At 56.5% G+C, this 21,581-nt stretch carries 23 protein-coding genes; 17 read left to right on the forward strand and 6 right to left on the reverse strand.

Features of this window, described 5'->3' with window-relative positions; all coding sequences use genetic code 11:
* The first annotated feature begins 107 nt into the window (after nucleotides 1-107).
* The 9 genes from KO116_RS15430 (at nucleotide 108) to KO116_RS15470 (ending at nucleotide 8,896) form a co-directional block, all read left to right on the forward strand.
* Complete coding sequence (locus KO116_RS15430) at nucleotides 108-731, forward strand: pseudouridine synthase (RefSeq protein ID WP_035555904.1); 624 nt, start codon at nucleotides 108-110, stop codon at nucleotides 729-731.
* Nucleotides 728-1,168, forward strand: coding sequence for an NUDIX domain-containing protein (locus KO116_RS15435; protein ID WP_035555906.1), 441 nt, complete (start codon nucleotides 728-730; stop codon nucleotides 1,166-1,168). The genes KO116_RS15430 and KO116_RS15435 overlap by 4 nt, the downstream gene beginning before the upstream one ends.
* A 73-nt stretch (nucleotides 1,169-1,241) precedes the next feature.
* Entirely contained in the window at nucleotides 1,242-2,372 is a 1,131-nt protein-coding gene (gene mnmA / locus KO116_RS15440) for a tRNA 2-thiouridine(34) synthase MnmA (RefSeq protein ID WP_035555908.1), read from the forward strand.
* On the forward strand, nucleotides 2,369-3,010 hold the full coding sequence (gene hflD / locus KO116_RS15445) for a high frequency lysogenization protein HflD (RefSeq protein ID WP_035555910.1): 642 nt from the start codon (nucleotides 2,369-2,371) through the stop codon (nucleotides 3,008-3,010). Before mnmA ends, hflD begins: the two co-directional genes overlap by 4 nt.
* A 66-nt stretch (nucleotides 3,011-3,076) precedes the next feature.
* Nucleotides 3,077-4,462 (forward strand): adenylosuccinate lyase, encoded by a 1,386-nt coding sequence (purB, locus tag KO116_RS15450; RefSeq protein WP_035555912.1) that lies wholly within the window; start codon nucleotides 3,077-3,079, stop codon nucleotides 4,460-4,462.
* Between the two features lie 63 nt (nucleotides 4,463-4,525).
* On the forward strand, nucleotides 4,526-5,716 hold the full coding sequence (locus KO116_RS15455; protein ID WP_035555914.1) for a cupin domain-containing protein: 1,191 nt from the start codon (nucleotides 4,526-4,528) through the stop codon (nucleotides 5,714-5,716).
* Nucleotides 5,716-6,141 (forward strand): GNAT family N-acetyltransferase, encoded by a 426-nt coding sequence (locus KO116_RS15460; RefSeq protein WP_035555916.1) that lies wholly within the window; start codon nucleotides 5,716-5,718, stop codon nucleotides 6,139-6,141. Before KO116_RS15455 ends, KO116_RS15460 begins: the two co-directional genes overlap by 1 nt.
* A gap of 393 nt (nucleotides 6,142-6,534) precedes the next feature.
* Nucleotides 6,535-8,133: an isocitrate lyase gene (locus KO116_RS15465; RefSeq protein ID WP_035555918.1), complete on the forward strand. Its 1,599-nt coding sequence runs from the start codon at nucleotides 6,535-6,537 to the stop codon at nucleotides 8,131-8,133.
* 292 nt (nucleotides 8,134-8,425) lie between these two features.
* Nucleotides 8,426-8,896, forward strand: a complete 471-nt coding sequence (locus tag KO116_RS15470) for a glycine zipper 2TM domain-containing protein (protein ID WP_035555921.1) — start codon at nucleotides 8,426-8,428, stop codon at nucleotides 8,894-8,896.
* 102 nt (nucleotides 8,897-8,998) lie between these two features.
* On the opposite strand, the gene KO116_RS15475 is transcribed toward KO116_RS15470, so the two are convergent.
* On the reverse strand, nucleotides 8,999-9,280 hold the full coding sequence (locus KO116_RS15475) for a hypothetical protein (RefSeq protein ID WP_035555924.1): 282 nt from the start codon (nucleotides 9,278-9,280) through the stop codon (nucleotides 8,999-9,001).
* Nucleotides 9,281-9,457: 177 nt separating this feature from the next.
* On the opposite strand from KO116_RS15475, the gene KO116_RS15480 reads away from it, so the two are divergent.
* On the forward strand, nucleotides 9,458-9,940 hold the full coding sequence (locus KO116_RS15480) for an FKBP-type peptidyl-prolyl cis-trans isomerase (RefSeq protein ID WP_008958526.1): 483 nt from the start codon (nucleotides 9,458-9,460) through the stop codon (nucleotides 9,938-9,940).
* Between the two features lie 69 nt (nucleotides 9,941-10,009).
* On the opposite strand, the gene nikR is transcribed toward KO116_RS15480, so the two are convergent.
* Nucleotides 10,010-10,411: a nickel-responsive transcriptional regulator NikR gene (gene nikR, locus KO116_RS15485; RefSeq protein WP_035555927.1), complete on the reverse strand. Its 402-nt coding sequence runs from the start codon at nucleotides 10,409-10,411 to the stop codon at nucleotides 10,010-10,012.
* 101 nt (nucleotides 10,412-10,512) lie between these two features.
* Between nikR and KO116_RS15490 the strand changes: the two genes are divergently transcribed.
* Genes KO116_RS15490 through KO116_RS15510 form a run of 5 tightly spaced genes read left to right on the forward strand, consistent with a single transcriptional unit; the run spans nucleotide 10,513 to nucleotide 15,363 of the window.
* Nucleotides 10,513-12,102: an ABC transporter substrate-binding protein gene (locus tag KO116_RS15490; protein WP_035555929.1), complete on the forward strand. Its 1,590-nt coding sequence runs from the start codon at nucleotides 10,513-10,515 to the stop codon at nucleotides 12,100-12,102.
* Nucleotides 12,093-13,073 (forward strand): ABC transporter permease, encoded by a 981-nt coding sequence (locus KO116_RS15495; RefSeq protein WP_035555931.1) that lies wholly within the window; start codon nucleotides 12,093-12,095, stop codon nucleotides 13,071-13,073. Before KO116_RS15490 ends, KO116_RS15495 begins: the two co-directional genes overlap by 10 nt.
* Nucleotides 13,070-13,888 carry an ABC transporter permease gene (locus tag KO116_RS15500; RefSeq protein ID WP_035555933.1) on the forward strand — a complete coding sequence of 273 codons (819 nt, stop codon included), beginning with the start codon at nucleotides 13,070-13,072 and terminating at the stop codon, nucleotides 13,886-13,888. The genes KO116_RS15495 and KO116_RS15500 overlap by 4 nt, the downstream gene beginning before the upstream one ends.
* 34 nt (nucleotides 13,889-13,922) lie before the next feature.
* On the forward strand, nucleotides 13,923-14,756 hold the full coding sequence (locus KO116_RS15505; protein WP_035555934.1) for an ATP-binding cassette domain-containing protein: 834 nt from the start codon (nucleotides 13,923-13,925) through the stop codon (nucleotides 14,754-14,756).
* On the forward strand, nucleotides 14,749-15,363 hold the full coding sequence (locus KO116_RS15510) for an ABC transporter ATP-binding protein (protein WP_082072608.1): 615 nt from the start codon (nucleotides 14,749-14,751) through the stop codon (nucleotides 15,361-15,363). Before KO116_RS15505 ends, KO116_RS15510 begins: the two co-directional genes overlap by 8 nt.
* A 10-nt stretch (nucleotides 15,364-15,373) precedes the next feature.
* On the opposite strand, the gene KO116_RS15515 is transcribed toward KO116_RS15510, so the two are convergent.
* The 4 genes from KO116_RS15515 to KO116_RS15530 form a co-directional block, all read right to left on the reverse strand.
* Nucleotides 15,374-16,564 carry an MFS transporter gene (locus KO116_RS15515; RefSeq protein WP_035555938.1) on the reverse strand — a complete coding sequence of 397 codons (1,191 nt, stop codon included), beginning with the start codon at nucleotides 16,562-16,564 and terminating at the stop codon, nucleotides 15,374-15,376.
* Between the two features lie 34 nt (nucleotides 16,565-16,598).
* On the reverse strand, nucleotides 16,599-17,123 hold the full coding sequence (locus tag KO116_RS15520) for a C40 family peptidase (RefSeq protein ID WP_035555940.1): 525 nt from the start codon (nucleotides 17,121-17,123) through the stop codon (nucleotides 16,599-16,601).
* A 198-nt stretch (nucleotides 17,124-17,321) separates the two neighbouring features.
* Nucleotides 17,322-19,787 carry a DUF1266 domain-containing protein gene (locus tag KO116_RS15525; RefSeq protein WP_035555942.1) on the reverse strand — a complete coding sequence of 822 codons (2,466 nt, stop codon included), beginning with the start codon at nucleotides 19,785-19,787 and terminating at the stop codon, nucleotides 17,322-17,324.
* A 154-nt stretch (nucleotides 19,788-19,941) separates the two neighbouring features.
* Nucleotides 19,942-20,184: a GlsB/YeaQ/YmgE family stress response membrane protein gene (locus tag KO116_RS15530; RefSeq protein WP_035555944.1), complete on the reverse strand. Its 243-nt coding sequence runs from the start codon at nucleotides 20,182-20,184 to the stop codon at nucleotides 19,942-19,944.
* A gap of 174 nt (nucleotides 20,185-20,358) precedes the next feature.
* Here KO116_RS15530 and KO116_RS15535 point away from each other — a divergent pair, with 174 nt between their 5' ends.
* Both KO116_RS15535 and KO116_RS15540 read left to right on the forward strand, forming a co-directional pair.
* On the forward strand, nucleotides 20,359-21,228 hold the full coding sequence (locus KO116_RS15535) for a D-hexose-6-phosphate mutarotase (protein ID WP_035555945.1): 870 nt from the start codon (nucleotides 20,359-20,361) through the stop codon (nucleotides 21,226-21,228).
* A gap of 61 nt (nucleotides 21,229-21,289) precedes the next feature.
* Nucleotides 21,290-21,481 (forward strand): hypothetical protein, encoded by a 192-nt coding sequence (locus KO116_RS15540; protein WP_035555947.1) that lies wholly within the window; start codon nucleotides 21,290-21,292, stop codon nucleotides 21,479-21,481.
* Nucleotides 21,482-21,581: the final 100 nt, after the last annotated feature.

Consider the following 21,581-nt stretch of genomic DNA (forward strand, 5'->3'; position numbering starts at 1 on the left):
CGCGCCCCAGCAGCTAGGCCGGAGTATACCAGCGCTGTCCGCCATGCGCATTGTCGACATGTCCCGTCCCAAGAGCGCATAAAAAGTAAAAAGAGTAACGAGATGTCATGAGCCGCCTCTATTTATTGCATAAGCCGTTTCAAGTATTAAGCCAGTTCAGCGACCGCGAAGGGCGCCAAACACTGGCTCAATATATTGATGTCAAAGACATTTACCCCGCAGGGCGGCTTGACTACGACTCTGAAGGCCTGCTGCTGCTCAGCGACGACGGCGAGTTGATTCATCGCATCTCTCATCCACGCCACAAACAGCCCAAAACCTACTGGGCGCAGGTCGAAGGGCAAATAGATGACACGGCCCTCAAGGCGCTGCGTCAGGGCATTACCCTCAAAGATGGCCCGACCCAGCCAGCGAAGGCTCGCCAAATGGAGCCTCCCACCACCGCCTTGCGCCAATCTCCTATCGACCCCAAGCGCCACCCGTCGACTAGCTGGGTGGAGCTAACCATTAGCGAAGGGCGCAATCGCCAGGTTCGCCGCATGACCGCTCACGTAGGCTTTCCTACGCTGCGCTTGATTCGCGTCTCCATTGGCCCCTGGACATTGGAAGGGTTAGCGCCTGGCGAGTGGCGTAAAGAGACCCTGCACGCACCCCGACCGGCGAATACAGCTGCAAATAAGCGAACAGCTCAACGAGCGCGACCCGCCGCTAAACGCAGGAAGCCATCATGAGCCTTATTCACAGCACGGCGGCCTGTGTTATACAGCGAGGCGAGCGCTTCTTAATGGTGGAAGAGCAGCGCGGCGGGCCGCATAGCGTGTTCAACCAGCCCGCCGGACATATCGAGCCCGGTGAGGGACCCATCGCAGCCATTCTGCGCGAGGTGCAGGAAGAGACCGCCTGGCGCGTGTCGCTTACCAGCTACCTTGGGCTATATATTTTTCATACCGATGCCGGACAAACGTTTCATAGCCACGGTTTTAGTGCCGCGCCTCTGCGTCAACTCGACCTTGCTTTGGACCCCGACATCATGGCCACACACTGGCTGACACTTGAGCAACTGCGCGAATTAGATCAACAGTCACGCCTGCGTAGCCCACTGGTACTCAAACGTATCGAAGATGCCCTCAGCGGGCCGTGTTATCCGCTGACGGTGATTCGCGAGTGAAGCACTCGAAGCCATTACCCCCCATCGTGTATAATCCTTCCCCAATTGCACACTACATCTACTGAGGATGCTTATGCCATCCACTACTGCGCCAAACGCTAACGGCAAAGTGATTGTCGGTATGTCCGGCGGCGTTGACTCGTCTGTTTCTGCCCTTCTCCTCATGCAGCAAGGCTATGAGGTGGAAGGCCTGTTTATGAAAAACTGGGATGAAGACGACGGCACCGAATATTGCACGGCCAAAGAGGACCTCGCCGACGCCGAGGCTGTCTGCGAAAAGCTGGGCATTAAGCTGCACACCGCTAATTTTGCCGCCGAGTATTGGGATAACGTATTTGAGCACTTTTTAGCCGAATACAAAGCGGGCCGCACGCCCAACCCGGATATTCTGTGTAACCGCGAAATCAAGTTTAAGGTGTTCCTTGAGTACGCCGAAATGCTTGGGGCCGACAAAATCGCTACCGGCCACTATGTTCGACAAGGGGTTCGTGAAGGCCGACCGCGCCTGCTGAAAGGACTCGACGGTAATAAAGACCAAAGCTATTTCCTGCATGCGGTGCCGGAAGCCGCCATTGCCCGCACTCTGTTCCCCGTGGGTGAACTGGAAAAGCCTGCCGTGCGTGCGCTGGCAGAAGAGCATGGACTGATTACCGCCAAGAAAAAAGATTCTACCGGTATCTGCTTTATCGGCGAGCGGCGCTTTCGCGACTTCCTTCAGCAATATCTACCCGCCCAGCCCGGCACCATTGAAACGCCGGATGGCGATGTCATCGGCAAACATATGGGCCTGATGTATTACACCCTGGGCCAGCGCCAGGGGCTAGGCATTGGCGGGCTTGCCAACTACTCAGAAGAGCCCTGGTACGTGGCGGCGAAAGACTTAGATCGCAACGTACTGATCGCGGTGCAGGGTAAGCACGATCAACTGCTTTACTCCGACACCTTGGCCACCGAGGTGATGGACTGGGTGGCAGGCGAGCCGCCGGTTCAGCAGGGCCGCTTTACCGCCAAAACGCGTTACCGGCAAAGTGACTGCGGCTGTGAAATGCGCGCGCTGCCCGACGGCGGCGTAGAGATCACCTTCGATGATCCTCAGTGGGCAGTCACGCCTGGCCAGTCGCTGGTGCTTTACGATGGCGACATTTGCTTGGGTGGCGGCGTTATTCGCGCCACCTGGAAGAAAGCCGCGGAGGCTGCTGCATGAACCCCACTACGCCGATTCATCGCGCGCCTGATTCCCCGGCAGCTCGCCAAGCGCTGGCGCTGGCCGGTGTGTTTCAAGCCGCCAGTCTGGTGGACGAACTCGCCCGCACCGGTCAGGTAGACCCGCGCGCCTGGGAAACGTTGATTGAAGCCACCGTGGATACCAATCCGGCAAGCTTCGAAGCCATCTATGGTGGCCACCCCAACAACTTGCGCCGCGGCCTGGACACGCTGGAAGCCTTAGTAGGGCGCAAACAGGCGAACCCGGTGGTGCTGCGTTACGGCTTCTCGCTGCTCATGCTGATGAACAAGTTGCGCACCAATACCAACATGATGGATTCCCTGGGCCAAAAGCTTACCCGTATCCAGGGTCAGGCCGAGCACTTCGGTCCCACCCATGAAAACGTGGTCGCCAGCCTAGGGGAAGCGTACCAAGAGACGATCTCCACCTTTAAAACCCGCATTGTGGTGCAAGGCGACCCATCCCTGCTGCAAAGCCGCATGATGCCTGAACGCGTTCGCGCCTGTTTAATGGCCGGCATTCGCTTTGGACTCCTGTGGCACCAGCAAGGCGGGCGGCGCTGGAAGCTGGTCTTCCAGCGCAAAGCGCTACGCCGGGCGCTGGACAGCCTCAACTAGTCCGCCAATCTATTTGACCGACTTGTTCTCGATTAATCTGCTCTCGAACTACCTGGAAACCATGCCATGCAACTCTCTGCTTTGACCGCCCTCTCCCCCGTTGACGGCCGCTACGCCTCTAAAGCCGCCGCCCTGCGCGAACACTTCAGCGAATTCGGCCTGATCCGCGCCCGTGTGATTGTGGAAGTTCGCTGGTTGCAGCGCTTGGCCGAGCACACGAAAATCGTCGAAGTGCCGCCCCTCTCCGCTGAAGCGACGGCGTTTCTTGAACAGTTGATTCGTGAGTTTTCGATTGCCGATGCCGAACGGATCAAAGAGATCGAGCGCACCACCAATCACGATGTCAAAGCGGTTGAGTACTTCCTGAAAGAGAAGATCGCAGGTCAGGCCGAGCTCCACGCAGTGACCGAGTTCATTCACTTTGCCTGCACCAGCGAAGATATCAACAACCTCTCCTACGGCGTGATGCTCAGCGACGGCCTTAACGCCATGCTGCCCACCATGCACGAAGTGGCTGACGAAATTGCCAAGCTGGCGATTGCCCATGCCGCCCAGCCGATGCTGTCGCGCACCCACGGTCAAACCGCGACCCCTACGACCCTGGGCAAGGAAATGGCCAACGTGGCCTATCGCCTCAAGCGCCAGCTCAAGCAAATTGAAGCGGTGGAAGTGCTCGGCAAAATCAATGGCGCCGTGGGCAACTACAATGCCCACCTGACTACCTACCCAGAGATCGACTGGGAAGCCAATGCGCGCACTTTTGTGGAGGGCTTGGGGTTAACGTTCAACCCTTACACGACTCAAATCGAACCTCACGACTATATCGCCGAGCTGTTTGATGCCATTTGCCGCTTCAATACGATCCTGATCGATTTTGATCGCGACGTATGGGGTTACATCTCACTGGGCTACTTTAAGCAGCGCACGGTCGAGGGCGAAATTGGCTCATCCACCATGCCGCATAAAGTTAACCCAATCGATTTTGAGAACTCCGAGGGTAACCTGGGCCTGGCCAATGCAGTGCTTAGCCACCTAGCGCAAAAACTGCCGATCTCCCGCTGGCAGCGCGACCTGACTGACTCCACCGTGCTGCGCAATCTAGGCGTGGGCTTGGCGTATGGCTTAATTGCTTATCACGCCAGCCTCAAAGGCATCAGCAAGCTTGAAGCCAACCCTGAACGTTTAGACGCTGATCTGGATAACAGCTGGGAAGTGCTCGCCGAGCCGATTCAAACGGTAATGCGCCGCTACGGCATTGAGAAGCCCTACGAAAAACTCAAGCAGCTGACCCGGGGCAAACGTATTGACCAAGCAGGCTTTGCGGCGTTTATTGATACCCTTGAACTACCCAGCGACGTCAAAACCGAATTGAAGGCGCTTTCACCGGCCAACTATATTGGTAATGCCCAGGCACAAGCCGAAGCACTGACGCATCAGCTAAACTCGCTGTAACCCATTTGTTGTGACCAACTTGCTGTAACCAACGTTGCTGCGACCACTACACCAGGACACGCCATGAACCATCACGATAAGCCGCTAACACTGCTGGGCGATCTTACCGCCGCAGACTTCCTGGCCAATTATTGGCAGCAAAAGCCGCTGCTGATTCGTGGCGCAATGCCCGACTTCATTAGCCCGATTGAAGCTGATGAGCTGGCGGGGCTCGCCTGCGAGCCTGGCGTAGAGGCACGCCTGGTCGAAGAAGAAGGCCCCGATGGGCCCTGGCAGGTCTCCCACGGCCCCTTTGACGAAGCCACCTTTGAACGGCTGCCAGAGAACAACTGGAGTCTTCTCGTGCAGGCCGTTGACCATTATGTGCCTGCGGTCGCCGCGCTAATGGACGAGTTTGATTTCCTGCCGCGCTGGCGGCTCGATGACGTGATGATCAGCTACGCGCCTCCTGGTGGCAATGTGGGCGCGCATATCGATCAATACGATGTTTTCTTACTCCAAGCCAGCGGCCATCGCCGCTGGCAGCTGGGCGGCAAGCTCACGGAAGATGCGCCGATCATCCAAGGTATCGATCTTCGCATCCTGAAAGAATTCACCGTTGAGCCGGACTCCGACTGGGTGCTTGACCCCGGCGACATGCTCTATCTCCCCCCCGGCTGGGCACATCACGGTGTGAGCCAAAGCGATGATTGCATGACGATCTCGATTGGTTTCCGCGCGCCCTCCGCTGATGAGGCGATTACCTCCTATGCCGATTATTTGGGCGAGCAGCTTCCTGCCTCACAGCGTTACAGTGATGCGGGCATGGCGCCTGCCGAGCAGGTCGGTGAGCTGGACGACGACGCCGTCGAGCGTATGCGCCAACTGATTATGTCGACGCTGGATAACCCAACCCAGGTTGCCCAGTGGTTTGGCCGGGTGATGACCCAGCCAAAGTATGTGGATCAAGTGGTGCCGCTTGAAACGCCGCTAACCGAAGCGGCGCTTGTTGCTCAACTACAAGAGGGTGAACCGCTCTACCATATGCCTGGCTCACGCTTTGCCTGGCGACACGACGCCAGCGGCACCACGCTATTTGTGGATGGTGACGGCCACGCCTGTTCAACTGAATTAGCCAAGCGCCTAGCCGACACCAAGCCCCTTTACACCGAAGACCTTGAGCTTGACGGTGCCGCAGCGCTCATCACCCAGTTGGTCAACACCGGCAGCTTGGGCTTTATGAGTGATGAGGGTGAGGACGACGAGGAGTATTAATGGCCATTACCCACATTAGCACTGGCGATTGGGAGACACTTGGCCCGGCGGCTAGCGAGATCCGCCGCCAGGTGTTTATCGACGAGCAGAACGTGCCTCAGGATGAGGAGTGGGATGGACTGGATCCCGCGTGCCAGCACTTTCTCGCTATGCTTGACGGCCAGCCAGTGGGCACCGCACGCTTGCTACCCGATGCGCACATTGGCCGTGTCGCGGTACTCGCTACTGCCCGTGGCACCGGCATTGGCGTACTGTTGATGCAGGCTGCGATTGAGGCAGCGCGTCATGCGGGCCACCTCCAGGTCGCCCTCAGCGCTCAGGTCCATGCTCTAGCGTTTTATGAGCGGCTGGGCTTCATCGCTCATGGCGATGAATTCCTGGATGCAGGCATTCCCCATCGAGAAATGACGCTTTCGCTCGATTAACAAGCCCTCTTGATGGATCTCTAGCACTGCCTCGGCAGTGCTTTTTTATGCCTGTTTGACGAAAAACCACTACACAAACCCTCCCTTCCTCTACCTCCCTGTCGTCGGGTTACAACGGCCTCTGCCCCCAAGTGTCAATTGTTGAAGGCGCCATCCTCGTGGATAGTTATTGCATTGCAGCGTTAAGCCGATTTGGTCAATCCATAAAGCCCGCTCAACGCTGTAGCGGAGGTCTCTAGCGTTACTGCTTCCAGCTTTCAAGACGTTTGCATGAGAGACGATTGGCCTAGAGACACAATCACGAAATTCAATAATGCTAAATACAACCTCGCAGGTGCAGCATAAGCAAGTGCTGATTTGCAAAATACGTTCACTACCGAAGAGGATAAGCTCATGACAGGACTGCTCGACGATATCAAAGCAATGGCCCAGTTACGCGAAGCTCAAGGCGGCAAATGGGAAGCCATCAAACCGGAATACGCCGCCCGTATGCGTGCACAAAACCGCTTCCACACCGGCCTGGACATCGCTCGCTACACCGCCAAAATCATGCGCGAGGATATGGCCGCTTACGATGCTGATACCGCACAGTACACCCAGTCGTTGGGTTGCTGGCACGGTTTTATAGGCCAACAGAAGCTTATCTCGATCAAAAAGCACTTTGGCACCACCAAGCGTAGCTACCTCTACCTTTCCGGCTGGATGGTTGCCGCGCTGCGCTCCGAGTTCGGTCCGCTGCCCGACCAGTCAATGCACGAAAAGACCTCTGTTGCGAATCTCATCGAAGAACTCTATACCTTCCTGAAACAAGCCGATGCGTGGGAGCTTAACCACCTATTCCGTGCCCTGGATGAAGCCAAAGAGACTGGCGACAAATCAAAAGAGCAGGAACTGATCGGTAAAATTGACAACTATGAGACGCATATCGTCCCAATCATCGCCGATATCGACGCCGGCTTTGGTAACGCAGAAGCCACCTACCTGCTCGCCAAGAAGTTTATTCAAGCGGGCGCCTGCTGCATCCAGCTGGAAAACCAGGTTTCCGATGAGAAACAGTGCGGCCACCAGGACGGTAAAGTCACCGTGCCCCATGAAGACTTCCTGGCCAAAATTAACGCCGTGCGTTACGCCTTTTTGGAACTCGGCATTGAAGATGGCGTTATCGTTGCGCGTACCGACTCACTCGGCGCGGGTTTGACGCAAAAAATTGCCGTCACCAATGAGCCAGGTGATCTCGGCGACCAGTACAACAGCTTCCTCGACGGGGATGTGATCGAAAACGCCGCCGACATTAATAACGGCGACGTGGTCATCAAGCAGAACGGTAAGCTGGTGAAACCCAAGCGCCTCGCTTCGGGCCTCTACCAGTTCAAACCCGGCACTGGTGAAGATCGCGTGATTCTTGACTGCATCACCAGCCTGCAAAACGGCGCCGACCTGCTGTGGATCGAAACCGAGAAGCCCCACGTGGGCCAGATCGCCAGCATGGTTAACCGGATTCGCGATGTCGTGCCGGATGCCAAATTGGTTTACAACAACTCACCGTCGTTCAACTGGACGCTGAACTTCCGTCAGCAGGTGTTCGGTGCTTGGCAGGAAGAGGGTAAGGATGTTTCTGCCTACCAGCGTGACAAGTTAATGAGCGCCGAGTACGACGACACCGAACTGGGCCAGCTGGCCGATGAGTGGACGCGCAACTTCCAGCGCGATTCGTCTCGCGACGCAGGCATCTTCCACCACTTAATTACGCTGCCGACTTACCACACGGCCGCCCTCTCGACCGACAACCTGGCGAAAGGCTACTTTGGCGATGAAGGTATGCTGGCTTACGTGAAAGGCGTACAGCGCCAGGAAATTCGTCAAGGCATCGCCACGGTTCGCCATCAGGATATGGCAGGCTCCAATATCGGTGATGATCATAAAGAGTTCTTCCACGGTGATGCCGCGCTCAAAGCCGGGGGCAAAGACAACACCATGAATCAATTTGGTTAGTAATCGCCCACGTTACTTTTTGATCCCTGCACAGGAGGCCTAACGGCCTCCTGTTTTGGTTCGCTCTGAGTATTTGCACACTGTTTTCTTAATACGCTGTTACACTCTCCGTTATGATATTTCTTGACTACTTTTTTGTCAGCTTTGACCTTTTCCATTGATTGCTGGTCAAAATGCTTTACATCAGCTATCTTTAGCGAACACCGTTCTATAACTATAATCGCTCTTCACTTTGCTTTTAACGACGGCAGTGTGGGCGACAGTTAACTCAATAGACACTCTGGAGGTTTTAATGAAACGTCTTCTTCTACCGGCTGTAGCTTTAAGTATTCTCACGTTGGCTGGATGTGCCAACACCTCGGGATACTCGGGTGATGTCTATAGCGGCAACCAAGCAAAAACCGGCCAAAGCGTTACCTACGGCACTATCGTGGCGGTTCGCCCGGTACAGATTCAAGCCGATAGCCGCGCTGGAGGCCTTTTAGGCAGCGGCGGTGGCGCCATTATCGGCGGCCTTCTGGGTAACCAAGTGGGTGGTGGTTCAGGTCGCCAGCTAGCAACCGTGGCAGGCGCTCTCGGTGGTGCCGTAGCTGGCACTGCAGCTGAAGACGCGACTAACCGCGTTGACGCATTGGAAATGGAAATTCGTCGTGACGACGGTACCGACGTTATCGTTGTACAACGTGCAGACCGCCAGTTCCAGGCTGGTCAGCGGGTACGCTTAATCGGTAGCGGCGCCAGCATGAGTGTTGCACCTTATTAATTGATTGCTATCGTTCAATAGTATTTTGTTATCAAAAAAGCCCGGCCATCTTATTAGATGGCCGGGCTTTTTTATGGCAACTGACTTTTTATGGCGGATAACTTAATGATGAGTCTTGTTACTTGCCCAATTAGCTAGAGCCATGATGGCCCAGCCAATAAGAGCTAGCAGAATGACCACCAACAGCATCTCTACGGGCTGGATCAGAGTGGTGGCTCCCAGTACTGCCAGCGAAATCACCCATAAGTAGCGATTGTTGCCATGGCTCTTCAGCACACTGGGCAACATCTTATCCAACCCTTGGCTAACACCCTTGTTCCAGCGGTCATTGACAAAATAAGCAATCAGGCAAAAGGCGATAAGCCAAATAATCAAGATCGTCATTGCATGCTCCAAAATGATAGGGCAAAGAAAAAAGTGATGGCCGTAGGGTATCCCTGGTCACCCTGGCGCGCAATACCGTCGAAAGTGGTGAGTAGGAAAAAGCGCCGCCACCCCCCCTGACAAGTCAGCCTACACGCGTTACCATATTGGAACATGCACTCACCGAAAGGTTATTCCATGCAAATTGCGCAAAACTCGGTTGTCGCGTTTCACTACACTCTGACCAACGATGCAGGTGAAGTGCTAGACAGTTCCGAAGGCCGTGAGCCGCTTACCTACCTCCATGGCGCCGGTAACATTATTCCGGGCCTTGAGAAAGAGCTGGAAGGTCGTGCTGCTGGCGAAAAGCTGAACGTTAGCGTTTCTCCTGAAGAAGGTTATGGCGAGCTGCAAGAGCAGCTAATGCAAGAAGTACCGCGCGATGCGTTCCAGGGCGTTGAAAGCATTGAGCCGGGCATGCAATTCCAAGCCCAGACTCAAGGTGGCCCGCTAATGGTTACCGTCAAGAAAGTCGAAGGCGATACAGTTGTTGTCGATGGCAACCACCCGCTGGCTGGCCAGCAGCTCAACTTTGACGTTGAGATCGCTGAAGTACGTGAAGCGAGTAGTGAAGAAGTTGAGCACGGCCACGTGCACGGCGAAGGCGGCGTAGAGCACTAAGACGCTCACGCTACCGATCAAAAAAGGTGGCCTCCGGGTCACCTTTTTTTTGGCATCTGAAAAGCGGGCTTATTCATCGGGTATCAGCACTAGCTGCCCGTGGCGCACGCTTCGCGACGAGGTAACTTCAGCGGCGAACTGCTTAAGTACACGCCCTTGACCTTTGAGCAGCGCTACTTCCAGGCAACTGTCATGATTGATATGCACGTGAAGGGTCGAAAGCGTGAGGTCATGATGGTCATGGGAATGACGGGTCAAGCGCTTGGACAGCTCGCGAGCGGCATGGTCGTAAACATACACCAGCGCGCCCATGCAGGGCGAGTCCGGTGCAGCCTCTTCTCTCACCTGCTTTAAGCCACTGCGGGTTAAATCACGAATCGCTTCTGAGCGATTTTGGTAGCCGCGCTCACGCATTAGCGCATCTACTTCTGCCACCAGTTCCTCATCAAGCGTTACCGTTACACGCTGCATTCACGCCTCCTCTCATAAGACCCGCTTTCCATGTGCTGCCGCCACCGTTAGTATGATGTTATTGTAAAAACATCATACTAAATAGCGTAAAGGATAAAGCGATGGCTCCACCAACTCGGCCTATCTTACTGGGTATTGCGCTAAGTTGTTTAGCTGCCATCAGCACCGCCGAGGCAAAAGAGCGGTTAATTCTGGCCATTGGTGGCGAACCCGAACAGGGCTTCGATCCACTTTTGGGTTGGGGGCAGTATGGCACTCCGCTGTTTCAGTCGACGCTGCTCTCGCGGGGGAAAGATCTTGCGCCGCAGCCAGAATTAGCCACCGAGTGGTCGCTCTCTGAAGATCGCCTCACCTGGACGCTAACGCTACGTGAAGACGCCCGCTTTGCCGACGGCATCTCGTTGACCGCCGAAGATGTGGCCTACACCTTTAATACCGCGGCAGAGGCAGGTGGGCGGGCAGACTTAAGCGCGCTTGCCGAGGCGAGCGCCATTGATGATCAGACCGTCACCCTTCGCCTTCACGCCCCGCGAATTACCTTTATAGACCAACTGATGACGCTGGGCATTGTGCCCCACGCCGAGCGGGATAGCGGCTATAACGAACAATACGGCCGACATCCCTTGGGCTCTGGACCCTATCAACTGGTGGAGTGGCAGGAAGGCGAACAGCTGATAGTTGAACGAAATCCCTATTTTTACGGCCCTGCCCCCACCTTTGATCGCCTGATATTTCTGTTTACCGGCGAAGACGCCACGCTCAGTGCGGCCCATGCAGGCCAGGTCGATATCGCATCAATTCCACCGGCGTTGGCGGCCAATGTGCCTGAGCATATGCAACGGGTCACCATGGAGAGCGTCGATAATCGCGGCATTCTTTTCCCCATGCAGCCAGCCACCGGCGAGCATGCCACTTCCGGCGCACCGATTGGCAACGATGTCACGGCTGACCCCGCCATTCGTCAAGCGATCAATTTGGCCGTTGATCGCGATACGCTGGTGGAAGTAGCACTGCACGGCTTTGGTCGCCCCGCCTTTGGCCCGGCAGACGGCCTTCCCTGGAGTAGTGATGAAGAGCGGATAGACGCACCTGACCTTGCCCAGGCGAATGAGCTACTTGACGCCGCTGGCTGGAAACTGAGGGACGATGGCCTGCGCTATAAAGATGGCCTGCCCGCTCGCTTTCGGCTTACCTACCCCTCAAGCGATACCACCCGACAACTGCTTGCGGAAGTGAGTACCGAGATGGTTCGCCCATTGGGCATCGAGATGCAGCCGACAGGCCGCCACTGGGATGAAATCCAGCGTGAAGCGATTCACCAGGACGCCATCATGTTCGGCTTTGGCAGTCACAGCCCCCAAGAGGTTTATTACCTTTTTCACAGCCAGCATGGGGGCAACGGTTTTTATAACAGCGGCCTCTACGCTAACACTGAAGTGGATACACACTTAGATGCCGCTCAGGCCGCGGAGAGTGTCGAAACTGCTAACCAGTACTGGCGCGCTGCCCAGTGGGATGGCACCACTGGCTATGGCGTACGCGGCGATAGCAGCTGGGCGTGGCTGGTTAACCTTGAACACGTTTACTTCGCCAACACCTGTTTAGACGTTGGCGAGCTTGGCGTAGCGCCCCATGGTCACGGCTGGCCCATCACCGCTAATCTGCTTGAGTGGCGCTGGACGTGCGACTGATCCTGCGTATTGCAAGGCGCTTGGGCCGCCTGACGCTGGTGCTGCTGTGCGTAGGCCTGGTGTCATTTGGGCTGATGATGGTCTCGCCCGTCGACCCTGTGGATGCCTACCTCGGCCCGCAAATGGCGCAGGTAAGCCCTGAGCAGCGTGCACTGATTGCCGAACGCTGGGGATTCGATGCGCCACCCGCCGTTCAGTTTGGCCACTGGCTGCGCCAGCTGGTAAGCGGTGATTTAGGCTGGAGCCATGTGTATAACCAGCCGGTTAGCGAGGTTATTGGCCAGCGATTTCAGCGCTCAATCATGCTTCTGGGCAGCGCCTGGCTACTCGCAGCGCTGCTCGGATTTAGCCTAGGCGTTGTGGCAGGTGCTAAAGAGGGTTCCACGCTGGATAACATCATTAGTACCTACGCCTATATTACCGCCTCCACGCCCGCCTTCTGGCTGGCGATACTTGCCGTGCTGCTTTTTTCAGTAACGCTAGGCTGGACACCCACTTGCTGCGCTGGCCCAACGGGCACCTTAAGCCAAGATGTCACTCTCGCTACGCGCCTGCACCATCTGATACTGCCGATCGCCACCCTGGCGTTGCTGGGCATTGCCAATGTCACTCTTCACACCCGCGCTCGCATGCTTGAGCTAATGCGCTCAGAGGTGGCCACTCATGCTTTCGCCCAGGGTGCCAGCCGAATTGATGTGGCCTGGCGCCACGGCCTGCGCCATGCCAGCCTACCAGCGATGACGCTGGCGTTTGCTTCACTGGGCGAGCTATTCGGCGGCTCTATCCTTATTGAACAGGTATTTGCCTACCCCGGTTTAGGTCAGGCCACGGTGGCAGCGGGACTGCGCAGTGACGTTCCCCTGCTGCTAGGCATTGGCCTCTTTACCGCGCTGTTTGTCAGCGTCGGCAATATGATCGCCGATACGCTCTATGGCGTTATCGACCCTCGCATTAAGCAGGGCGGCCTATGAGACTCGCCCTAACAAGCCGCGATGCTCAACCACGCCTGCGTGCCGCTTTCAGCCTGGGCGTCACCGTTCTGCTGGTGACGGGGCTGGTCGCCAGCCAGTGGCTGCTGGGTGATTCAGCTCAGCAGATGCAGTTTGACGCCCGCTTGGCCCCGCCCAGCCTTGACCACTGGTTAGGTACCGACGCGCTAGGTCGGGAACTTTGGGCAAAAACCCTGGCCGGGCTGGCACTCAGCTTTTGGGTGGGCTGCCTGGCGGCGCTACTAAGCACACTGATTGCACTGAGCCTGGCGGCACTGGCCACGCTATCAGCGCGGCTGGATGCGCTGGTAAGTCTACTGATTGATACGCTACTCAGTGTGCCCCACCTGATTTTATTGATGTTGATCGCCTTTGCCCTGGGCGGCGGCACCCAGGCAGTGATTATTGCCGTAGCCGTCACCCACTGGCCGAGTTTGGCCCGGGTGCTACGCGCCGAGCTGTTGCAACTGCGCCAGGCACCCTATGTGCGAATATCCCGGGCGCTAGGTAAATCACGCTGGTTTGTGATCCACGGCCATCTATTACCCCATCTTGTTCCCCACTGCTTAGTCGGTGCCCTGCTGCTGTTCCCTCACGCCATTCTCCACGAAGCGGCATTGACCTTTTTGGGATTTGGCTTGAGCCCCAGCCAGCCCGCTATTGGCGTACTGCTGGCCGATGCCATGCGCTATTTGAGCGGCGGTTACTGGTGGCTGGGGGTATTTCCCGGCCTGGGGCTGCTGTTGATGGTGCTGGGATTCGAGCGCCTTTCCACTCATCTACGCCGGGCCCTTTAGCGCTTTCAAGGAGATTACTGATGGGAGGTTTACCGTGTTAACGATTGATCGGCTGTCGCTACAGCTACCGTTATATGTCTCCTGGTGGAAGCGTGAATGGGCCACCTGCCTGAATGAATGTTCACTAAAATTTTCCGCGGGTGAAGTGCATGCAGTGGTCGGCGCTTCAGGAGCTGGAAAAAGTCTCTTGGCCTACGCAGTGATGGGGTTACTACCAACACCTGCTCGTTTGAGTGGGCAAATTGGCTACAAGGGCGAACCGCTGAATGCATCACGTCAACGCAAGCTTCGCGGCCGGGAGCTGGCGCTTATTCCTCAGTCGCTTAACGCACTAGACCCACTGGCGCGCACCAAACGCCAAGTGGCCTGGGCGGCCCAGCGCGCCGGACACTCGTCACGTCACGCTCGACACGCCGCCCAACGTGCCTTAGACCACTACCAGCTAGATGCTCGCGCCCAGCAGGCCTACTCCCATGAGCTTTCCGGCGGCATGGCACGTCGCGTACTGGCGGCGATGGCTCATGTTAGTCAGGCACAGCTAGTGATTGCCGATGAGCCCACAGTGGGCCTAGACCCTCTCCATCGCCAGCGTGTTTTAGATGCACTGCGCGGACTGGCCGACCAAGGAAAAACGGTGATATTAATTACCCACGACCTGCGCCACGCCCTGCCGATTGCTGATCGCGTTACCATTATGCGTAACGGCCAGCAGGTCGAAACGGCCCCGGCCCGCGCCTTTCAAGACAGCGGCGCTTCGCTTACCAACACTTACTCCCAGGCATTGTGGTTAGCACTGCCCGACAATAGCTTTTCGAGCCACGCGGTAAGCCATGCTCCACAGACGGAACAGGAGGCCACCGTTGCTTGAAGCGCGCCAACTTAGCTTTCATTTCTCACCCGATGCGCCTTTGTTTGATTCCGTTTCACTCACGCTGAACGCGGGCCAGTGGGCAGGGTTGAGCGGTGACTCAGGGGCAGGCAAATCGACGTTGGGAAAACTACTGGCAGGCTACTTAGCTCCGTTTGAAGGAGAGGTAAGCTTAGATGGTAAGGCCCTGCCGAAAAGCGGTGTACAGCCCGTTCAATGGCTGCCGCAGTCGCCGGAGCTGGCGGTTAACCCCCGCTGGCGAGTCGGCAAGATTTTACGCGAAGCGTGGACGCCTTCTAACGCGCAGTGCCAAACGTTTGGCGTGCAGCCAAGCTGGCTATCTCGTTTTCCACAATCGTTATCAGGGGGAGAGCTACAGCGCGTTTGCGTATTGCGTGCCCTTGCACCAGAGGTACGCTTTCTAATCGCCGATGAAATATCAACGATGCTCGACCCCATCACTCAACTTGAGCTGTGGCAGGCGCTAAAACGGGAGGCGGAACAACGCCAGCTTGGCGTGCTGGTGATCAGTCACGACAGCTCACTACTGGAACGGCTTTGCCCACAGCGCTTGCACTTAAGCGGTGGCCAATTGAACCCATGGTAGTTGATGGTAGTTAACCAACCGCTTGGCGACGTTCAAAGCGCCAGAGGCCGAAGGCAATCATTAGCGTAATACTTAGCAGTAACCACGAACCAATGCTCACCCCGGCCCAGCCTGCCCAGCGCCAGAACGGCTCTAACCAGAAGCCACCCAGACTGGCACCCACATAGTAGAACACCAGATAGAGCGCCGAGGCACTGCCCCGGGCGCCCTGGGCATAACGCCCCACCCAACTGGAAGCCAACGAGTGCGCCAGGAAAAAGCCGAAGGCATTGATGCTTAACCCGACAATAATCAGCACTAGCGACTCAGATAAGGTGATCGCCGTGCCCAGCATTAAAATCAGCACCCCCACCATCATGCATGCCGCCGGCGAAAAACGTCCTGCCAACCGACCGGAAATCATCGAGCCAAAAGTGCCGCCTAGATAAGTTAAGAAAATCAGCCCCAAACCGCTGGCCGCCAGTTGATATGGCACCGCCGCTAAGCGGAAGGTGATATAGCTGTACTGGTTAATAAAGATCAGAAAGTTGATGCCGCCCAAGCAGTAAGCGGCCAGCAGCACCGGGTTGCGCAGATGACTGACTAAATCACTGGCCGCTTTGCGCAGCTCAAAGCGCTGGGGAGTAAAGGCGCGACTATTGGGCAACAACCGCCAAAATACGACGCAGCCGATTAGCGTCATGATACCGACCGCTAAAAATGCCGCGGTGGGGCCACCTATTTCGGCAGCGCCCCCACCGACAATACGCCCACTGATTCCGCCGAGCGAATTAGCGCCAATATAGAGCCCTACCGCACTTAATAGCGCTGGCTTCTCAAACTCATCGCCCATCCAGGCGATAGCCACTGCTGGCAACCCGCCCAGCACGAAGCCCTGCACCAAGCGCAGTAGTAACAAGCTTTCAAAGGTGGGCGCGAAGGCCAAAGCAAGGGAGCAGCCGCCTGCCAGCAGCAGGGTTATGCGCATGATACCTTCGCGACCGATGGCATCCGAAAGGGGGCCAAATACCAGCAAAGCCAAGGCGAGAGAGAGGGTCGATACTGACATGAGCAAGCTGACACCCAGGGTCGAGACATCGTAAGTCTCCTTTAACCCTGGCAACAACGGCTGCGGTGCATAAAGATTAATAAAAACAAGAAATGAGCCGAGGCAAAGCGCCAAGGTGGCGCGCCACCAGGCGCGCGTTTTGGCTTCAATCATGCCGTTCCTAACTAAAAAGTGAGAGGCCTGACGGCTAGAAAACACTTCCGCTTAGCTGGGCCAAATGCGTTGGCTCCAGGGCACGACGCGCCTGCCAGTAGTAACGCCGCCAGTAACTATTATCCAAGCTGGAAATAATCACCCCTTTCGAGGTCGAGGCATGCAGAAAATAGCCATTACCGACATAAATGCCGACATGGTTATATCGACCTGGGGGGCTGAAGAACACCAGATCGCCCGCCTGCAGTTCTTGGCGGTCGATCGGGCGTCCCTCGTGTATTTGCCCTCCAGTGGAGCGCGGTAACTCTAAATTAAAGGTGTCACGGTAAACATTGCGAACCAGGGCCGAGCAGTCAATTCCTCTTTCTGTCGTGCCGCCAATCCGGTAAGGCGTTCCTGCCCAGCGCTGATGCTGGGCCAGCAGCGCCTCGCGCACCACTGTTGGCGGCGGGACTTGCATACTGCGCAATTGCGCATCGATGGGATCAACCGGCGACATTTGCGGATTCGCCCCCATACCCGGCAACGACATAGAGAAGTAGTTTTCAGGGGCCTGCATATTGCTCTGTCGAGAGGAACCTGCGCAGCCAGCCACCAATGTAACTATAAAACAAACACTTACAACACTAACAGCGGTCACAGCGGGGCGTGGCAACGCAACCATGCGATAAACCTCGTGACATTGATAAGGGGTCGGTATGACAAAACTCATTTTCCCACGCATGACTATAAGCTAGTTATCCTATGTTTGGCGAGCCTAATGTAAGGTGCGCTGATCGCCCGGCAGCGTATCAATATGCAGTGGCGCAAAATGGCGCGGTTTATTCCCCGGAAAATCGAGACTGACCCACGGCCCGGCCAAGACCGGCGCACCACATACCCAGGCCACCAGGGCTTGACGAAAACCGGCTAAAAAACTCTCTCTTTCTGGGGTTTCGCCCATAAAAAACGAGAAGCCAGCGTACATGCCCATGGCATACTCCTGCCACCCGGCGTAGTGATCCGCCGCCAGCTGATAAGCGCGATCCAATACGCTGGCAAACGCAGTACTATCAAGCCAACCAAGCTGCCGTGCTGCAATCGCCAGATCGACCAGCTGGGCAATATCCCAGGCCGCCATATCGACTTCATTACAGCCATCTTCGTTGTCGCGTACCCGACGTAAACGAAGCAGATGGTGGTGCTCATCTTCAGCACAGTCGCCAGATTCAAGAATGGCGATTTCAGCGCTTAAACGTTCGGTATTGAGGGTGTAAGGCGCATAGTTGATCTGATACTCCTGGCGATCCCCCGCCTCGAGCATATAGGTCAAAAATTCCTGCATATCCCCAGCGCTGCTCAAGTGATAATGGCTCTCTACCCACTCGCGGATTTCAGCGCACTCACGGGCGCTTTCGGGCTGTGGTTCGCTCCATACGGCACTGTTTAAAGGCCCGACCAGCGACATGGCCGTGAAGTGGCTTAAGGTGGGACGGCTGCCCGGCTCACACCAGGCGTCGTGGCGCCAATCAAGCCAGTGGAACAGGCTACCGGGGTCTTCGATATGCCAAATAATTTCGTTAATTAGCGATGCATGCTCGGGCTCGGGCAGGCAACTCTCCCAGGCAAACCATGCGTCTAATAAGCGCTTGGCATTGGGGTAAAACCGACACAGGCAACTGCGAAGCGCGCTGGCGTACTCCATTAATGGCCCACGATCCAGTAAGCCGCTATCGAGGGACATATGCAGATAGAAAGCGAATTTTTCGGCCATATGGATAGTGGCCGCGTGACGGCTCACCCCCTTGACGGCATTACGCTGTTTAAGCTCTTCCGGAGTCGGTTGGCCAAACCAACTTTGCGAGGGTGGCAAAACGCCATGCACCGCGTCAGCCGCCAGTTGATTAAGATGATGCGCCTGAGCGGGTAGCCAGTAGCGCGCCAACGCATGGGCACCTTCATCGGCGTGCAGACCCAGCGACTCCTGCAAATAGAGCGCCGCATCGGCTCGCTGCTCTTCTGGCAGCGCAGCTGACGGGTCTATTTGGCGCAGCATCACATCCGGCTCACGGACGCTGGCTAATGCCAGCAGCCAGTGGTGAGGGGTATTGCGCCAATCACGAATACGCGTTTGAGACGCCTTCCGCGTGGGCTCATCCAATAGCTCACCCGGCGAACGCTTCCAGGGGCTGTGAGCGCTGTGCAGCAGTAACTGGTGCCGCTCACTGGGAGTTTTACCGCGCCGGTCAATGCCATCAAACAGGCTCTGTCCACGCCCATAGGCGTTAAGGACGGCGTACCAGTCATGGTAGCGGCGGCTGATCAAATCGGCGGCGTGTCCCGCCAGGTCATCGGCCTCATCCTGACTGAGCCAACCGCAGCAAGCGCCCGCCCAGGCAAGCTCGACAAGTCGAAGCCAATCCCAGGCTGCCCACTCCAGCGGTTCTCCCTGGTTTACAAATTTATTCAGTACGGGTGCATATGGCGACTCTTCGACTACGCTGCGCTGCCACTCCATGCGCTGAGCGTTATCCATGCTCAGCAGTTCACGGGCTTCGATATCCCAGCGCTGTCGCTCGCCCTGTGCGCCTAGCCAGAGCATTCCCCCCAGCAGGGCGTCGCGGTCATGAACATCCCATACGTGGGCCAGCCACGCGGTGGCGTCGGGCCAGTCGGTATGGCTAGCAGGATAAACAGTGATTGGCCGAAACAGCGCGCATAGCCGCCAGCTCTGTGCCTGAGGCTGTTGAGGCCAGAGTGACGCAGGGGCAGGAAGTTTAGCCAAGGCGTTTTCGAGGGCTTCCCAAGTGACGCCTTCGCCATCGGTTTCGAGATTGGCAAGCGCCTGGCAGGCATCAATAAAGCGATCGTCCGCACCCACTTCCCAGCCTCTTGCCCCCAGGGCACGGCGCAGGTCAGCGAGCCATGCGCGCAAATCGCTGTAATCACTGGTAATACGGCGTGTTAAATGGTGCGCCCAGGCGCGTGACTGATCTGCTTCTAACCAGCCCGCTGCTCCGGCAAGCGCAGCCCACTCGAGCGCGCCTAATAGACGATCGGCACGACCTGCAGGTGCACCCAGGCCGTGAAACAGCTGTTCGGCCAGCTCTCCCCGATCGGTAATTCCCAGTTGCAGCAAACGCTGCTCAGCAGCGCCTGCATCGACCGCCAGCGGATGAGGAGTAAACGCCCAATCACACAGCACGAGCTGTTGGGCCCACCAGGCATTTAACGCGTCGATCAAGAAGCACCTCGAAAAAAACACAGTGGCACCGACAAAGCGCCGGAATAAGGCCGCCCAGTGTAACGGAAGTGGCGCGAAACACCGATAGCGTCAGTATAAAACGACATCGCCCGGCACAAGGCCGGGCGGTGTTTTACAGGTAGCAACTCAATCGCTACGCTTTTTTAACCTTACTGATTACCCAAAGCAGTACCACAGCACCCACGGTCGCGGTGACTAGCGAACCGATAAAGCCACCAGAAGAGAGGCCAAGAAGGCTGAACAAAAAACCACCCACGACCGCACCAACGATACCGACACCGATATTACCCAGGATGCCAAAACCGCCGCCGCGCATGATGTTGCCAGCAATCCAACCAGCTAAACCACCAATAATTAACCATGCAATAAAGCCCATATAGTCTCCTTACTATTTAATGACGGGTTTCAAGTACGTATTTCAGCTATGTATCTCCACTACGTATGTTAGTAGGTGTTTTACCTACTAGTCACGCTTGTTCTACCATAGCACACAGCGTTAGTGTTCGGCGCCTACCGGTATAGCTGCTTGGCAACTCTTAAAGGAAAATTCATGATCCCCGACTCGCTCAATCAACTGGTTAAAAGCACTCAAGGGCAACAAACGGCCCAGTGGGAAGGCCGAGACGTGGTGCTTTTCAATATGCCGTGGGGCGAGTTGGTGATTAGCTTCCAGGGCGCTCAAGTGCTGCACTTCTGCCCTGTAGGCGACACCGACTGGTTATGGCTGACGCCTACGCCACAGGCGTTGCCAGGTGCTATCCGGGGCGGTATTCCGCTCTGCTGGCCGTGGTTCGCCGACGAGCGCTATGCCGATGAGAGCCCCAACCATGACGGTCCCTTCCATGGCCTTGCCCGCCACGCTGAATGGCATTTGGACGCCGTGGATGAGCACGCCGAGGGAATTGAACTCCATCTTTCCCCGGCGCAGCCCCTGCATACAGTGCTCACAGCGCGCCTGGTGGTACAAGCCAACGCACAGCGCTTAAACGTTGAGCTGATTAGCGAAAACATCGGCGAAACGCCGATCAAAACCAGCGGTGCGCTGCACACCTATTTAGCCGTTGCTGACACCCATCAGTGCCGCTTGGAAGGCCTTTCCGGCGCCCGCTATCTCGACAAACTACGCGACTTTGCTGAGAGTGAGCAGCAGGGCACGCTGGCCGTTCAGGGCGCCGTTGACCGCATTTATCACACCAATGAAGCCGTGCTGCTCAACGATGGCGAGCGCAGCCTGCGCATCGGCAAACAGTCCAGCGACTCCACCGTGGTGTGGCATCCCAACCACGACCTGCCCAGCGACACTCCCGCCGAGGTAGCACGCCAGTTTATCTGCGTTGAAGCGGCCAATACGCGCCTAGACCCGGTCTGGCTGGTGCCCGGAGCACAGCACCTGTTAGGCACCACCCTCAGCCGCGGTTAACCTTCGGTTCATCAATATTTTGCTATCATGCGCTCACTTTCATTTGAGCTAGGGAGATCCAATGGATCCGCAGCAATGGCTAGAGGCCGCTACGCTAGCCTTTAATTTAATCGGCATGGTGGTGTGTTTAGTGGGTCTTACCTTGGCGCAAAAAATGACTCGCCGCTGGCCGGGCTACACGTTGGCGGGGATCGGCTTTTTGATTGCCACCCTACCGATGCTTTCACAGCTACTATTAATGTTTCGCCAGTAATGGTCATACAGCCCGGCTTGTTTTGAACTGGGCTGATTATGAAGAGACCCAGTTTTGAATAGAGACGGGACCGCGTTAAGTTGGCAAGAGCCATAAAAGG

It is taken from the genome of Halomonas sp. KO116 (genome assembly GCF_000734975.2).
Classification (GTDB): domain Bacteria; phylum Pseudomonadota; class Gammaproteobacteria; order Pseudomonadales; family Halomonadaceae; genus Vreelandella; species Vreelandella glaciei.